The sequence below is a fragment of the Asanoa hainanensis genome (assembly GCF_900188485.1).
GTDB lineage: Bacteria > Actinomycetota > Actinomycetes > Mycobacteriales > Micromonosporaceae > Asanoa > Asanoa hainanensis.
In genome coordinates this window covers 60,373-74,885 of the sequence record NZ_FZPH01000018.1, presented here as the reverse complement: position 1 = coordinate 74,885, position 14,513 = coordinate 60,373, and the positions used below count along the sequence as shown (strand labels likewise).

The 14,513-nt window shown below is 71.5% G+C and carries 13 protein-coding genes; all 13 read right to left on the bottom strand.

Annotated features, from left to right (window positions below; all coding sequences use genetic code 11):
- Nucleotides 1-2 precede the first annotated feature (2 nt).
- Complete coding sequence (gene dapB, locus CHC05_RS33325) at nucleotides 3-758, bottom strand: 4-hydroxy-tetrahydrodipicolinate reductase (protein ID WP_089254611.1); 756 nt, start codon at nucleotides 756-758, stop codon at nucleotides 3-5.
- Nucleotides 759-767: 9 nt separating this feature from the next.
- Entirely contained in the window at nucleotides 768-2,114 is a 1,347-nt protein-coding gene (locus tag CHC05_RS33320) for a M16 family metallopeptidase (protein WP_089254682.1), read from the bottom strand.
- A 1-nt stretch (nucleotide 2,115) separates the two neighbouring features.
- A complete protein-coding gene (locus tag CHC05_RS33315) occupies nucleotides 2,116-4,482 on the bottom strand; it encodes a polyribonucleotide nucleotidyltransferase (RefSeq protein ID WP_089254610.1) in 2,367 nt (788 codons plus the stop codon).
- 245 nt (nucleotides 4,483-4,727) lie between these two features.
- The gene (gene rpsO, locus CHC05_RS33310; RefSeq protein ID WP_089254609.1) at nucleotides 4,728-4,997 is read right to left on the bottom strand and encodes a 30S ribosomal protein S15; all 270 of its coding nucleotides are present in this window, start codon (nucleotides 4,995-4,997) and stop codon (nucleotides 4,728-4,730) included.
- A gap of 130 nt (nucleotides 4,998-5,127) precedes the next feature.
- On the bottom strand, nucleotides 5,128-6,054 hold the full coding sequence (locus tag CHC05_RS33305; RefSeq protein ID WP_089254608.1) for a bifunctional riboflavin kinase/FAD synthetase: 927 nt from the start codon (nucleotides 6,052-6,054) through the stop codon (nucleotides 5,128-5,130).
- 27 nt (nucleotides 6,055-6,081) lie between these two features.
- Nucleotides 6,082-7,002, bottom strand: coding sequence for a tRNA pseudouridine(55) synthase TruB (gene truB, locus CHC05_RS33300; RefSeq protein ID WP_179266486.1), 921 nt, complete (start codon nucleotides 7,000-7,002; stop codon nucleotides 6,082-6,084).
- 51 nt (nucleotides 7,003-7,053) lie between these two features.
- Nucleotides 7,054-8,355, bottom strand: coding sequence for an MATE family efflux transporter (locus tag CHC05_RS33295; RefSeq protein ID WP_089254607.1), 1,302 nt, complete (start codon nucleotides 8,353-8,355; stop codon nucleotides 7,054-7,056).
- A 445-nt stretch (nucleotides 8,356-8,800) separates the two neighbouring features.
- Nucleotides 8,801-9,019 carry a DUF6186 family protein gene (locus tag CHC05_RS33290; RefSeq protein ID WP_176984987.1) on the bottom strand — a complete coding sequence of 73 codons (219 nt, stop codon included), beginning with the start codon at nucleotides 9,017-9,019 and terminating at the stop codon, nucleotides 8,801-8,803.
- Entirely contained in the window at nucleotides 9,016-9,420 is a 405-nt protein-coding gene (locus CHC05_RS33285; RefSeq protein ID WP_089254606.1) for a hypothetical protein, read from the bottom strand. The genes CHC05_RS33290 and CHC05_RS33285 overlap by 4 nt, the downstream gene beginning before the upstream one ends.
- A 32-nt stretch (nucleotides 9,421-9,452) precedes the next feature.
- Nucleotides 9,453-10,487 (bottom strand): DHH family phosphoesterase, encoded by a 1,035-nt coding sequence (locus CHC05_RS33280; protein WP_089254605.1) that lies wholly within the window; start codon nucleotides 10,485-10,487, stop codon nucleotides 9,453-9,455.
- Nucleotides 10,484-10,960 carry a 30S ribosome-binding factor RbfA gene (gene rbfA / locus CHC05_RS33275; RefSeq protein ID WP_089254604.1) on the bottom strand — a complete coding sequence of 159 codons (477 nt, stop codon included), beginning with the start codon at nucleotides 10,958-10,960 and terminating at the stop codon, nucleotides 10,484-10,486. The genes CHC05_RS33280 and rbfA overlap by 4 nt, the downstream gene beginning before the upstream one ends.
- Before the next feature lie 103 nt (nucleotides 10,961-11,063).
- On the bottom strand, nucleotides 11,064-11,357 hold the full coding sequence (locus CHC05_RS33270) for a DUF503 domain-containing protein (protein ID WP_089254603.1): 294 nt from the start codon (nucleotides 11,355-11,357) through the stop codon (nucleotides 11,064-11,066).
- A gap of 69 nt (nucleotides 11,358-11,426) precedes the next feature.
- Nucleotides 11,427-14,438 (bottom strand): translation initiation factor IF-2, encoded by a 3,012-nt coding sequence (gene infB, locus CHC05_RS33265; RefSeq protein ID WP_089254602.1) that lies wholly within the window; start codon nucleotides 14,436-14,438, stop codon nucleotides 11,427-11,429.
- Between the last annotated feature and the right edge of the window lie 75 nt (nucleotides 14,439-14,513).

The window sequence follows — 14,513 nt, the reverse complement described above, 5'->3', positions numbered from 1 at the left end:
GTTTACAACAGCGCGTCGAGCCCGACCGTCAGGCCGGGCCGATTACGAATCTCGCGGACACCGAGCAAGACGCCGGGCATGAAAGAAGCCCTGTCCAGCGAGTCGTGCCGAATGGTCAGGGTTTCGCCGAGGGTGCCGAACAGCACCTCCTGGTGCGCGATCAGGCCCGTCGAGCGGACCGCGTGCACCCGCACCCCGTCGATGTCGGCACCGCGTGCGCCGTCGACCTCGTCCTTGGTCGCGTCGGGGACCGGGCCCAGCCCGGCCTCCGCGCGGGCCGCGGCGATCAGCCGGGCGGTGTGGGTCGCGGTGCCGCTCGGTGCGTCGACCTTGCGCGGGTGGTGCAGCTCGATGATCTCGACGGACTCGAAGTGGCGGGCCGCCTTGGTCGCGAACTGCATCATCAGCACGGCGCCGATGCCGAAGTTCGGGGCGACGAGCACGCCGACCTCGGGCTTGTGGGACAGCCAGGAGCGCACCCGGTCGAGCCGCTGCTCGCTGAAGCCCGTCGTGCCCACGACCGCGCTGATGCCCTGCTCGACGCACCAGTGCAGGTTGTCCATCACGACGTCCGGCGTGGTGAAGTCGACGATCACCTCGGCACCGGCGTCGGAGGCCGCGAACAGCCCGTCGCCCATGTCGATCATCGCGACCAGTTCCATGTCGTCGGCCGCGTCGACCGCCTTGCAGACCTCGATACCCATCCGCCCGCGGGCGCCCAGCACTCCGACCCGCACGGGTTCACGCACGTCACTCACGCGTCAACTTTAGGAGAAGCGGACGTCGCCGTCTTCGAAGGGGCCGATGACGGCGAGGGACATCTCCTGCCCGCAGAGCTCGGCGGCCAGCGTGTTGACCTCGTCGACCGTCACCGCGTCGACCTTGGCCAGCAGGTCGTCGACCGACAGCGGGTCGTCGTACAGGAACTCGCCCTTGGCCAGCCGGCTCATCCGCGAACCGGTGTCTTCCAGGCCGAGCACGTACGAGCCCTTGGCCATGCCCTTGCCCCGGGCGACCTCGGTGGCGGTCACGCCGTCGCGGGCCACCGTGGCGAGCGAGGTGCGGGTCAGGTCGAGCACTTCCTCGACCTTGCCGGGCGCGCAGCCCGCGTAGACCGCGAACAGGCCGCTGTCGGCGAACTGGCTGGCGTACGAGTAGACGGAGTACGCCAACCCGCGCTGCTCCCGGATCTCCTGGAACAGCCGGCTCGACATGCCGCCGCCGAGCACGTTGTTGAGCACGCTGAGCGCGAACCGCCGGTCGTCGAGCCGGGAGATGCCGGCGCCGCCGAGCACGACGTGTGCCTGCTCGCTGTCCTTGTTGGACACGGAGACCTGGCCGCTGCGCAGCTTGACGGTCGGCGCGGAGGGCCGGTGCCCGGCTGGGGATGCCGACGGGCTGTCCAGCACGGTGCCGGCCAGCGCGGCCCGGACCCGCCGGACGACGGTGTTGTGGTCGAGGTTGCCCGCCGCGGCGATGACGATCGACGGCGCCACGTAGTTGCGGCGGTAGAACGTGTCGATCTGGCGCCGGGTCATCGGGGAGATGGTCTCCTCGGTGCCCGAGATCAGCCGGCCCAGCGGGTGCTTGCCGTAGACCGCCGTGGCGAACAGGTCGTGCACCTCGTCGCCCGGCTCGTCCTCGTGCATCGCGATCTCTTCGAGGATCACGCCGCGCTCGGTCTCGACGTCGGCCGGGGCGAGCACCGAGTCGGAGATCAGGTCGCACATGACGTCGACCGCCATCGGCAGGTCGGCGTCCAGCACCCGCGCGTAGTAGCAGGTGTATTCCTTCGTGGTGAAGGCGTTGGTCTCGCCGCCGACCGCCTCGATCTGCGCCGAGATGTCGAGGGCGGAGCGCTTCTTGGTGCCCTTGAAGAGCAGGTGCTCCAGGAAGTGCGAGCAGCCGGACTGCGCCGGCGTCTCGTCCCGGGAGCCGATCGACACCCACACACCGAACGAGACGCTGCGCATCGCCGGCACGGCCTCGGTGATGATCCGCAACCCCGAGGGGAGCACCGTGCGCCGGATCGTGCCGCCGAGCGGGTCGGTGATCAGGGTGCGGGTGACGGCGCGGGCCGACGCCGAAGCGCCGGCCCGCTCACGGGTTGTCATCTCAGCTGTGGCGGTTGCGCCGCCGACGCGGCTCGCCGCCGCCCTCGCCACCACCGTCGTCGCTGCGGGCCGGACGGTCACCGCTCGGACCGCGGTCACCGCGGTCGCGGTCACCCCGGTCGCGCGGGCCACGGTCACCGGAACGCGCCGGCGGACGCTCGGAGCCCTCCTCGGCGGCGGGGGCCTCTTCGCCCTCGGCCCGCACCTTGTCGAGGTAGATCTTGCCGCGCTGGTCGATGTCCGCGATCTGGACCTCGACCTTGTCGCCGACGTTGAGGAAGTCCTCAACCCGCTCGACCCGCTTGCCGTTGCCCACCTTGGAGATGTGCAGCAGGCCGTCGCGGCCCGGCAGCAGCGAGACGAACGCGCCGAACGCGGCCGTCTTCACCACGGTGCCGAGGAACTTGTCGCCGACCTTCGGCAGCGTCGGGTTGGCGATCGCGTTGATCCGCTCGACGGCGGCCTCGGCCGACGGGCCGTTGGTCGCGCCGACGTAGATCGTGCCGTCGTCCTCGATGGAGATCTCGGCGCCGGTCTCGTCCTGGATCGCGTTGATCGTCTGACCCTTGGGCCCGATCACCATGCCGATCTTGTCGACCGGGATCTTCACCGTGGTCACCCGCGGCGCGTGGTCGGACATCGAGGCCGGGGCCTCGATCGCGTCGTGCATGACACCGAGGATCGTCGTGCGGGCCTCGTGCGCCTGCTGCAGCGCGCCGGCCAGCACGTCGGACGGGATGCCGTCGAGCTTGGTGTCGAGCTGCAGCGCGGTGACGAACTCCGGCGTGCCGGCGACCTTGAAGTCCATGTCGCCGTACGCGTCCTCGGCGCCGAGGATGTCGGTCAGCGTGACGTACTGCGTCTTGCCGTCGACCTCGTCGGAGATGAGGCCCATCGCGATGCCGGCGACCGGCGCCTTCAGCGGCACACCGGCCGAGAGCAGGGCCAGCGTCGAGGCGCAGACCGAGCCCATCGAGGTGGAGCCGTTGGAGCTGAGGGCCTCGGAGACCTGGCGGATCGCGTAGGGGAACTCCTCGCGGGCCGGCAGCACCGGGATCAGCGCCCGCTCGGCCAGCGCGCCGTGGCCGATCTCGCGACGCTTCGGCGAACCGACGCGGCCGGTCTCACCGGTCGAGTACGGCGGGAAGTTGTAGTTGTGCATGTAGCGCTTGTGCTTCTCCGGCGACAGCGTGTCGAGCTGCTGCTCCATCCGAAGCATGTTGAGCGTGGTGACGCCGAGGATCTGCGTCTCGCCGCGCTCGAACAGCGCCGAGCCGTGCACCCGGGGCAGCACCTCGATCTGGGCCGACAGCGGCCGGATGTCGCGCGGGCCACGGCCGTCGATGCGGACCTGCTCGCGCAGCACGCGGGCGCGCACCTCGCTCTTGGTCACCGAGCGCAGCGCGGCCGAGAGCTCCTTCTCGCGCCCCTCGAACTGGGCGTCGAGCCGCTCGTGGACCTGGTCCTTGATGCGGTCGAGGGCCTCTTCGCGCTCCGCCTTCGGAGCGATCTTCAGCGCCTCGGCCACGTCGCCGCGGACGGCGGCCGAGACGGCCTCGTACGCGTCGTCCTGGTAGTCCAGGAAGACCGGGAACTCGGTGACCGGCTTGGCGGCGACGGCGGCGAGCTCGCTCTGCGCGCGGCACAGCTCGCGGATGGCCGGCTTGGCGGCCTCCAGACCACCGGCGACGACCTCTTCGGTCGGCGCGGTGGCGCCGTCGGCGACCAGCTTGACGGTGTGCTCGGTGGCCTCGGCCTCGACCATCATGATCGCGACGTCACCGTCGGGCAGGACCCGGCCGGCCACGACCATGTCGAAGGTGGCCCGGGCCAGCTCCTCGTGGGTCGGGAAGGCGACCCAGGTGCCGTCGATGTGCGCCATGCGGGTCGCGCCGATCGGGCCCGAGAACGGCAGGCCGGACAGCTTGGTCGAGAGCGAGGCGGCGTTGATCGCGACCACGTCGTACGGGTGGGCCGGGTCGAGCGCCAGGACGGTCTCGATGACCTGGACCTCGTTGCGCAGGCCCTTGACGAACGAGGGGCGCAGCGGCCGGTCGATCAGCCGGCAGGTGAGGATCGCGTCCTCGCTGGGGCGGCCTTCGCGGCGGAAGAACGAGCCCGGGATCCGCCCGGCCGCGTACATCCGCTCCTCGACGTCGACTGTCAGCGGGAAGAAGTCGAACGACTCGCGCGGCGACTTGCTGGCCGCGGTCGTCGACAGGACGGTGGTGTCGCCAAGCTGCGCGATGCAGGAGCCGGGCGCCTGCTTGGCGAGCTTGCCGGTGGTGAAGGTGATCTCACGGGTGCCGAAGGCCCCGTTGTCGATCACCGCGGTGCTCTGCTTGTCGCCGAGTTTGGTCTCGGTCATGAGTGCGTTGTGCTCCTTCGGTCATGGCACGGCTCGACCCCGGTGCGAGGGGGAGCTGCTCTGACGTCCGGTCTTCGATCGAAGCGCCCGGGGGAGCCAGCATCATCTGTGTGCCGGCCGGCCCGGGGGCCACTACCGAGGACCGGTGCGTCGACAACTTCCGCTCGCCGACGGTCAAGCTGGCCCGTCTTTGTCCAAGTTGTGGAGCGGGGGAGCGACCAGGTCGGTCACTCCCCCGCGCTGCGTCAACGCCGCAGGCCGAGGCGCTCGATGAGCGCACGGTAGCGGCTGATGTCCGTCTTCTGCAGGTAGTTGAGCAGCCGCCGCCGGCGGCCGACCAGCAGCAGCAGGCCGCGCCGGCTGTGGTGGTCGTGCTTGTGCACCTTGAGGTGCTCCGTGAGGTCGGCGATGCGCTTGGTCAGCACGGCCACCTGGACCTCCGGCGAACCGGTGTCACCCTCGGCGGTCGCGTACTCCGCGCGGATCTTGCTCTTCTGCTCCTGATCGAGCGCCATGATCTCCTGCGTTCGTTGTGTTGGTGACGAACCTCGCACCCGCGGCGTCGTGCAGGCACGCGAGGCCGGGCGTCGGTAAGCCGACGTCTTTACCAGGCTACCAGCCCGGCATCGATCAGCCGCCGGGACGTCACCTGGCCAGGGCCTGCCGGGTCTGCTCGACGTCGACGGCCATCTGGGCCACGAGGGGCTCGACACCGTCGAACTTGAGCATGTCACGCAGCCGGACCTCGAAGTCGAGGGCCACCCGCTCGCCGTAGAGGTCACCGTCGAAATCGAGGATATACGCCTCGACGCGCCGTTCACGACCCGAAAAGGTGGGGTTCGTCCCGATCGAGATGGCGGCCGGGAGCCGTTCGCCCCGGCGCAACAGCCAGCCCGCGTAGATCCCGTCGGCCGGGATCGCCGCGTACCGGTGGACGCTCAGGTTCGCTGTCGGAAAGCCGATCTCGGTCCCCCGCTGGTCGCCGCGCACGACGATCCCCTCCAGCCGGTGGGGCCGCCCGAGCGCCGCGGCCGCCGTGGTCACGTCACCGGCGTCGATGCAGCTGCGGATGTAGGTGGAGCTGAAGACCGTGTCACCGGCGGACACCAGCGGCGCGCCCTCGACACCGAACCCGAAGGTCCGCCCGAGCCGCTCGAGCAGCGGGACGTCCCCGGCGGCCTTGTGCCCGAACCGGAAGTTCTCCCCCACCACCACGAGGGCGGCGTGCAGGCTCTGGACCAGGGCATCGTGTACGAACTCCTCGGCCGGCAACCGGGAGAAGTCCTGCGTGAACGGCACGACGCAGAGCACGTCGACCCCGAGCGCCTCGATCAGCTCGGCCTTGCGGATCGGCTCGGTCAGGATGGCCGGGTGCGACCCGGGCCGCACGACCTCGGCCGGGTGCGGGTCGAAGGTGACCACCACCGACTTCACGCCCAGGTCCTTGGCCCGTTTCACCAGGTGCCCGATGATCGCCTGGTGCCCGCGGTGCACCCCGTCGAACACGCCGATGGTCAGGGCCGACCGCCCCCACCCGCCCGGCGCAGCCTGATATCCCCGCCACCGCTCCATACGGGAAGCCTAGATCAGGGGCTGGTATCAGCCCGCCGCGGCGAGGACGATCTCCGGCTTCGCCTTCGTGCCGTGCTCGCTGACCACGGCCAGCAGGTCGCCGGCCGGTCCGACGACCGCGTAAGGCCCGGCGATCCCGGCCGCCGTCAACGGGCCGCCGTGCGAGAGGGTCCGGGCCTCCTCGTCCGAGGCCTCGCGGGTCGGCATGAAGCGCCGCGCCGCGTCCGCCATCGGCAGGTCGACCACGTCCGGCGAGACCGCTTCGAGCTGCTCCAGCGTCCGCGCCTCGGCCAGCGTGAAGCCGCCGACCGCCGTCCGGCGCAACGCCGTGAGATGCCCGCCGACTCCGAGCGTCGCGCCCGCGTCGCGGGCGATGGCCCGGATGTAGGTCCCGGACGAGCAGGTCACGTCGATATCCACGTCGACCACGTCGCCGGCCCGGCGGATGTCGAGGATCTCCAACCGCGAGATCGTCACGCGCCGCGGCGGGATGGCCACCTCTTCACCACCGCGGACCCGCTTGTACGCCCGCTGCCCGTCGATCTTGATCGCGCTGACCGCGCTGGGCACCTGGTCGATCTCCCCGCGCTGTGCCTCCAGGGCCGCGCGGATCGCCTCGTCGATCACCGCGGCGGCGGAGGCGGTCGCGACGACCTCGCCCTCGGCGTCGTCGGTGACGGTCGACTGCCCGAGCCGGACCGTCGCCGCGTACGACTTGTCGGCGCCGATCACGTACGTCAGCAGCCGGGTCGCCTTGTTGACCCCGATCACCAGCACGCCGGTCGCCATCGGGTCCAGCGTGCCGCCGTGCCCGACCCGCCGCGTGCGCGCCAACCGCCGCAAGCGGGAGACCACGTCATGCGAAGTCATCCCACCCGGCTTGTCCACCACGATCAGCCCGTCAACCGTCACGGCGGTCAAGCCTGCCAGACCCGCTCTGCTCTGCATCCACCCACGCATCACCTGTAGCCAGGCAACAGGTAGGCAGAGCAAAGCCGCTCAGCGAACCGCTCCCACCACGGCCCAGGCGCCGGTGCGCAGGCGCATCAGCAGGGCCACGCAGCGGACCACCACGAACAGGGTCAGCCCCGCCCAGATGCCGGCCAGGCCCCAGTCCAGGACGTACGCGGTCCAGATGGCCGGCAGGAAGAACCCCAACGCCGCCACCACCGTCAGGTCGCGCAGGTAGCGCACGTCGCCCGCCCCGATCAGCACCCCGTCGAGCGCGAACACCAGCCCCGCGACGGGCTGCATCGCCACGAACCACGGCCAGGCCACGCCGGCCTGGTCGAGCACGGCGCCGTCGGAGCTGAACAGCCGCGGCACGACCCCGGAGCCGGCGGCGATGACCACCGCGAACGCCACACCGCACACGACGCCGATGAAGCCGGTCCGTCGGGCCAGCACCCGTGCGCCCGCCGCGTCGCCGGCTCCGAGTGCGGCGCCGACCAGGGACTGCGCCGCGATCGCCACCGCGTCGAGCACCAGGGCGGTGAAGAAGAAGAGCTGCATCGCGATCTGGTGTCCGGCCACCGTCGCGGTGCCGAACCGCGCCGCCACGGTGGTCGCCGACAGGAAGCTGAGCTGGAACGCGCCACCCCGGATCAGCAGGTCGCGGCCCATCCGCAACTGCTCGCCGATCACCCGGAGGTGCGGGCGCCAGGAGATGTCCTCGCGGAGCAGGGCGACCGCGAACAGGACACCGGACACCGTCTGCGCGACCACGTTGGCGATCGCGGAACCGACCAGGCCGAGGCCGGCCGGGTACACGAGGATCGGGCAGAGGGCGGCGGAGAGCAGGTTGGCGCCGAGTACGAAGCGCAGCGGCCGCCGGGTGTCCTGGACGCCGCGCATCCAGCCGTTGCCGGCGGCGGCCAGCAGCAGGCCGGGCGCGCCGATCGCCGCGACCCGCATCCACTGCGCGGCCGCGCCGGCGATCTCCGGGTTGCCGGCCAGTGCGCGGGCCAGCGGGCCGGCCGCGACCTGCATGCCGATCGCGATCACGAGGCCGGCGCTGAACGCCAGCCAGGACGCCTGGAGTCCCTCCTGCACGGCGGCGGCGCGGTCGCCGGCCCCGAAGCGCCGGGCCGCCCGCCCCGTCGTGCCGTAGGCCAGGATCGTGCCCAGCCACGCGGCCATCGTCAGGACGGTGCCGCCGACCGCGACGGCGGCCAGCGGGACGCTGCCGAGGTGGCCCACGACGGCCGTGTCGACCAGCACGTAGAGCGGCTCGGCGGCCAGCACGACCAGGGCCGGCAGGGCCAGGCCGGCGATGCGTCGGGAGGTGGTCGCGGTGTCCATCGGGACGCATCCTGACACGCCAGTTGTAAGGGATGCAACCGCGACACGTGCCTTACGCGCGCCACCCCGGAAAGCACAAGGACCTGTTGTCGTGGTTCGGCCTCGACGGCGAACCGCGACAGCAGGTCCTTGGACTAGCGAGTGGAACCCCTACTGACGGGTGTCCATCGACGTCTGCAGCGCGCGCCGGGCGGCCTCGCGCTCTTCGTCACTCTGCTTTTCGTGCTTGCGCTTCGTGCTCATGAACAGCGTCCTTCCAGGGCGGTGCTGGCGGGTGGTCGCCCGACGGCGGCGCCGGGATCACCGGCGCGGAACGCGTCGCTGCGTCGAGCCCGGGTCTGGTGTGACCCTGGAGGCAGCACGGCGGGTTACCACCGTGTCACCAACCAAGCTAACGTTCAGGTCCCAGATTTCGCGCGACGTTCCCAATAGGCGGAACGATCGTTCAGCGCGCGAACAGGTGCCAGCCCAGCCACCACCAGAAACCGAAGAAACCGATCCGCCCCACGGGCACCCTGCCCACCTCGTACGCGATCGCGTGCGCGCAGACCTCGCCCAGCGTCGGGATGGTCGAGTCCCGCCGGCGGGCCAGCACCTCGACCACCGCACAGGCCACAATGGCCACGAGGAAGCCGGCGATCGCGATGGCCCTGGTCAGGCTCATCGCCGCACCAGCGCCCAGAAGCTCGTCAGCCACACGAAATAGCCGGCGGAGCGGAGCAGCTCGTCTTCCAGCAACGGGTCGGCCAGCCGCGAGAACGTCGGGAAGTCCGGTGTGGAGCCGAGCAGGAACGTGCTGCCCTCGAAGACCCCGAAGATCCCGATCGGCAGCAGCCACCAGGTGGTGCCAGGGCCGAGCCGGCCGGGCAGCGGGCGGCGGACCTTGCCGGTGAGGCCGAGCCAGAGCATCGCACCGCCGACACAGATCGTGTAGACGTCGGCCCGGGTCGTATAGGACGGAAGCTGGCCACCGATCAGCGAGAGGAACCCGAGGACCGGCAGCGTGACCTCGACCCGGTCCCAGCGCGGCGGTGCGTCGGTGGTGGCGAGCTCCAGCTCCTCCATCCATCGATTGTGGCCAACCTGGCCCGGGGCGGCTACCCCAGCTGGGTGCGGATGGCCTCGACGACCTCGTCGACGGTGCCCCGGCCGGTGAAGCCGGCGGCGAGCTTGTGGCCACCGCCGCCCAACGCGACCGCGACCCGACTCACGTCGATCGCGCCCTTGCTGCGCATGGAGACCGCCCACTCGGCCGCACCGACCTGCTTGACCACCAGGCTCACGTCGGCCTCGGCCGCACACCGCACCGAGTCGATCAGCGGCTCCAGCACGTAGGGCTTCTGCTGGTGGCGGGCCAGGTCGTCGAGGGTCGCGTAGGTCCACACCAGACCGCGGCCGCCGGCGGCGGCGGGCTCCAGCGTGGCCCGGCCGAGCACGTCGCCGTAGAGCCGGACCGCACCGAAGGGTCGCGTGTCGAAGACCCGGCGGGAGATGTCGCCCGGCTTGATCCCGGTCGCGAGCAGCCGCGCGGCCATCTCGTGCACCGACGGCGTGGTCATCGCGAACCGGAACGAGCCGGTGTCGGTGGCCAGCGCGACGTAGAGGCACTCGGCGATCTCGGCGTCGAGCGGCACGTCGAGGCGCCGCAGCAGCTCGTCGGCGACCACCGAGGTCGCCGCCGCGTCCGGATCGACGATGTTGATCGTGCCGAAGCCGGGGTTGGAGGCGTGGTGGTCGAGCACCACGGCGGTCTTCGCGGTCGTCAACCGGTCGACCAGGCCGCCGAGCCGCGACGTGGCCGCGGCGTCGAAGCAGAGGACCAGGTCGGGCGCGGGCGCCGCGTCCGACTCGGGCACCAGCAGGTCGAGACCCGGCAGGGCGACGAACGGCTCGGGTACGTCCAGCGGCCCGGGGAACGTGCACTGGAGGTTGACGACACCGAGGCGGCGCAGCCCGAGGCCGAACGCGAGCATGCTGCCCAGCGCGTCACCGTCGGGGTTGACGTGGCAGATGAGCAGCACCGTGTCGGTGGGGCGCAGCCCCCGCACGGCGGCGACGGCGGCGGCCCAGTCGGCTTCACCCGGTCCTGCGGGTGCGCCGGCAGCCACCGCCGTGGCCGAGAGGTCGGTCACCGGCGATCCTCCATCGGGGCGTCGTTGGCGACCTCGTCGTCGTCTTCGTCGTCGTCCTCGTCGAGCTTGTAGGGCTGCGCCTCGCCCGCGTAGGTGGCACCGGCGGCCAGCCGCTGCACCTCGGCGTCGGAGGTGCGCGCCTTGGCGAGCAGCTCGTCGATGTGCTTGGCCTGGTCCTGCACGTTGTCGTGCACGAAGGTCAGGGTCGGCGAGTGCCGCAGCCCCAGGGCCTTACCGACAGTGCTGCGCAGGACGCCCTTGGCGCTCTCCAGCGCGGCCGCCGTGGCCTCCTGCTCGGCGACGTCGCCGAGCACCGTGTAGTAGACGGTCGCGTCGCGCAGGTCGGCCGTGATCCGCGAGTCGGTGATCGTGATCATGCCTAGCCGAGGGTCCTTGATCTGGGTGCGTACCACCGAAGCCACCAGCTCCCGCACGCGCTCGGCGTGCCGGCGCACCTTGGCCGGGTCCGTCATCTCGTCACCTCCGCCGTCTTGCCTACGCTCAGACATTACCCGCGTGCCGGTTCGGCGATCGGACCGCCGTGGCCCGTCACCCGGGCACCACGGCCCACTACTGTCAGTCATCCTCGCCGTGCAGGCGACGCTTCGCCGAGAGCAACTCGATCTCGGGTCGGCCGGCCACGAGGCGCTCGCACGAGTCGAGCACCTCGGTCACGTGGCCGTGCTCTGACGCGACCACCGCCACGCCGATCTCGGCCCGCCCGACCAGGTCGAGCGAGCCCACCTCGGCGACCGAGACCTCGAAGCGCCGCAGCGCCGCGACGATCGGCCGGACGTAGGAGCGCTTGGCCTTCAGCGATCGCGAGTCGCCCGGCAGAAGCACATCGAATACCGCGGTTCCTGTGAACATCGCCGCACAGCGTAGAACAACGGCAACGGGCGGGTGGCCGAAGCCACCCGCCCGTTGATCAAGCCGTGATCAGCGCGGCTTCTCGCGCATCTCGAACGTCTCGATGAGGTCGCCGATCTGCAGGTTGCCGTAGCCGGCCAGGGTCAGACCACACTCGAAGCCCTCGCGGACCTCGGTCGCGTCGTCCTTGAACCGCTTGAGCGAGCTGATCGTGACGTTCTCCGCCACGACCGCGCCGTCGCGGAGCACCCGCGCCTTGGCGTTCCGGCGGATGAGGCCGGACCGCACGATACAACCGGCGATCATGCCGACCTTCGACGAGCGGAAGACCTCGCGGACCTCCGCCGAACCGAGGTCGACCTCCTCGTATTCCGGCTTGAGCAGGCCCTTGAGCGCTGCGTCGATCTCCTCGATGGCCTGGTAGATGACCGTGTAGTACCGGATCTCCACGCCCTCGCGGTCGGCCGTCTCGCGGACCTTGTTGGAGGCCCGCACGTTGAAGCCGATGATCGTGACCGCCTCGGAGGAGGCGCTGGCCAGCATGACGTCGCTTTCGGTGATAGCGCCGACGCCACGGTGGATGATCCGAAGCTGGACCTCCTCCGGGATGTCGAGCTTGAACAGCGCGTCTTCGAGAGCCTCGACCGAACCCGAGACATCGCCCTTGAGCACCAGGTTGAGCGAGGTCTTCTCGCCCTCCTTGAGCTGCTCCATGAGCGTCTCGAGCGTGGCCCGGCCGCGCGAGTTGGCGAAGCTCGCCGCCCGCCGCCGTGCCTGCCGCTGCTCGGCGATCTGCCGGACAGTGCGGTCGTCTTCCGCCGCCAGGAACGTGTCGCCCGCGCCCGGCACCGCGGTCAGACCGAGCACCAGGACCGGACGCGCCGGACCCGCCTCGGTGACCGAAGCGCCGTTCTCGTCGAAGAGCGCCCGCACGCGACCGTGTGCCCCACCGGCGACGATGGAGTCACCCGCCCGCAGCGTGCCCTTCTGCACGAGGACGGTCGCCACCGCGCCGCGACCCTTGTCGAGGTGGGCCTCGATCGCGACACCCTGCGCCGGCCCGTCGATCGGAGCGGTGAGCTCCAGCGACGCGTCGGCGGTCAGCAGGACGGCCTGGAGGAGCTCGTCGATGCCGATGCCGGGCTTGGCCGCGACGTTGACGAAGATCGTCTCGCCGCCGTACTCCTCGGCGACCAGCCCGTATTCGGTCAGCTGCTGGCGGACCTTGTCGGGGTTGGCTTCCGGCTTGTCGATCTTGTTGACCGCGACCACGATCGGCACGTCGGCCGCCTTGGCGTGGTTGAGCGCCTCGATGGTCTGCGGCATCACGCCGTCGTCAGCCGCCACCACGAGGATGACGATGTCGGTGACCTGGGCACCACGGGCACGCATGGCGGTGAACGCCTCGTGACCCGGGGTGTCGAGGAGCGTGATCGCCCGCTCGACGCCGTCGTGCTCGACGTGCACCTGGTAGGCACCGATGTGCTGGGTGATGCCACCGGCCTCGCCCTCGACCACGTTCGCCTTGCGGATCGCGTCGAGCAGCTTGGTCTTACCGTGGTCGACGTGACCCATGACGGTCACGACCGGCGGCCGGCTGACCAGGCGGTCCTCCGCGACCTCGGCGTCGAGGTCGATGTTGAACTGCGCCAGGAGCTCGCGGTCTTCGTCTTCGGGGCTGACGATCTGCACGTCGAAGCCGAGGTGCTCGCCGAGCAGCAACAGCGTGTCGTCGGAGCACGACTGGGTCGCCGTCACCATCTCGCCCAGGTTGAACATCTCCTGGACGAGCGAGCCCGGGTTGGCGTCGATCTTGTCAGCGAAGTCGGAGAGCGACGCGCCGCGCGACAGCCGGACGATCTGCCCGCTGCCCCGCGGGGCACCCGAGCTCATCGTCGGCGCGGACAGGTTGTCGAACTCTTGACGCCGCTGCTTCTTCGACTTGCGACCGCGGGTCGGCTTGCCACCCGGACGCCCGAAGGCACCCGCGGCGCCGCCGCCACGACCACGACCGCCACCACCGGGACGACCCGGCGCACCGGCACCCGCCGGACCGCCGCCGCCACCGGGGCCGCCCCGGTAGCCACCGCCGCCGGCACCGCCACCGGGACCGCCGCGGTAGCCGCCACCGGCACCGCCACCGCCGCCGGGACGGAATCCACCGCCACCGCCGCCGCCACCGGGGCCGCCGCGGTAACCGCCGCCGCCACCACCGGGACGACCCGCGCCGCCACCGGGACCGCCGGGACGACCGGCGCCGCCGCCGGCCGGACGGCCGGGACGCTGCGTCGGCATGGACGCCGGGCTGGGCCGCGGCGGCATCGACGCCGGGCTCGGCCGAGGCGGCATCGACGCCGGGTTGGGCCGCGGACCGCCGCCACCGGGCGCGTTGCCCGTGCGACCGCCGCCACCACCCGGGGTGATGCCGAACGGGTTGTTGCCGCCGCTGCGCGCCGGCGGGCGACCACCAGGGCCGGGACGCGGGCCGTTGCCGCCCGGCGTGGGGCCGGACGCCGGCCGCGCGGCCGGCGAACCGGGCCGCGGCGGGACGCTGCCCGGGCCCGGACGGGGCCGGGACGGCGCGCCACCGTCGGCCGGAGGCTCACGCCGGACCTGCTCGCGCTCCTGAGCGCGGGCTTCCTGCGCGGCCTTGACCGTGGCTTCCTGGTCGGCCTTGAGCTGCGCGGCGCGCTGCTCGGCGGCCGCCACCTCGATGTCGTGCGCGCTCGCCGGCTTGGCGACCGGCGCCGGCGGGCCGGGAACCGGACCCTTGGGACGCGCGGTCGGAGCCGCCGGAGCGGCGGGTGTCGCCGGCGCCGACGGGCGGCGGGGCGGCATGGGCTTGGCCGAGATCCTCGGCTCACTGGGAGTGGGGCGCCCGTTGCCGGCCGGCGGCGCGGACGGCGCCGGAGCCTGGGAACCCTCTACGAATGCGCCACGAAGACGGCGGGCGACGGGCGCCTCCACCGTGCTTGACGCGGACTTGACGAACTCGCCCATCTCCTTGAGTTTGGCGAGAACGGTCTTGCTGTCGACCCCGAGCTCTTTCGCAAGCTCGTGTACGCGGGCCTTGCCTGCCACTGCACTCCTCACTCCGAGGCCGTGCGGGCAGCACCCGCAGCGACCTCAATCGTGCACTTGAAGCCTGGTCATTTC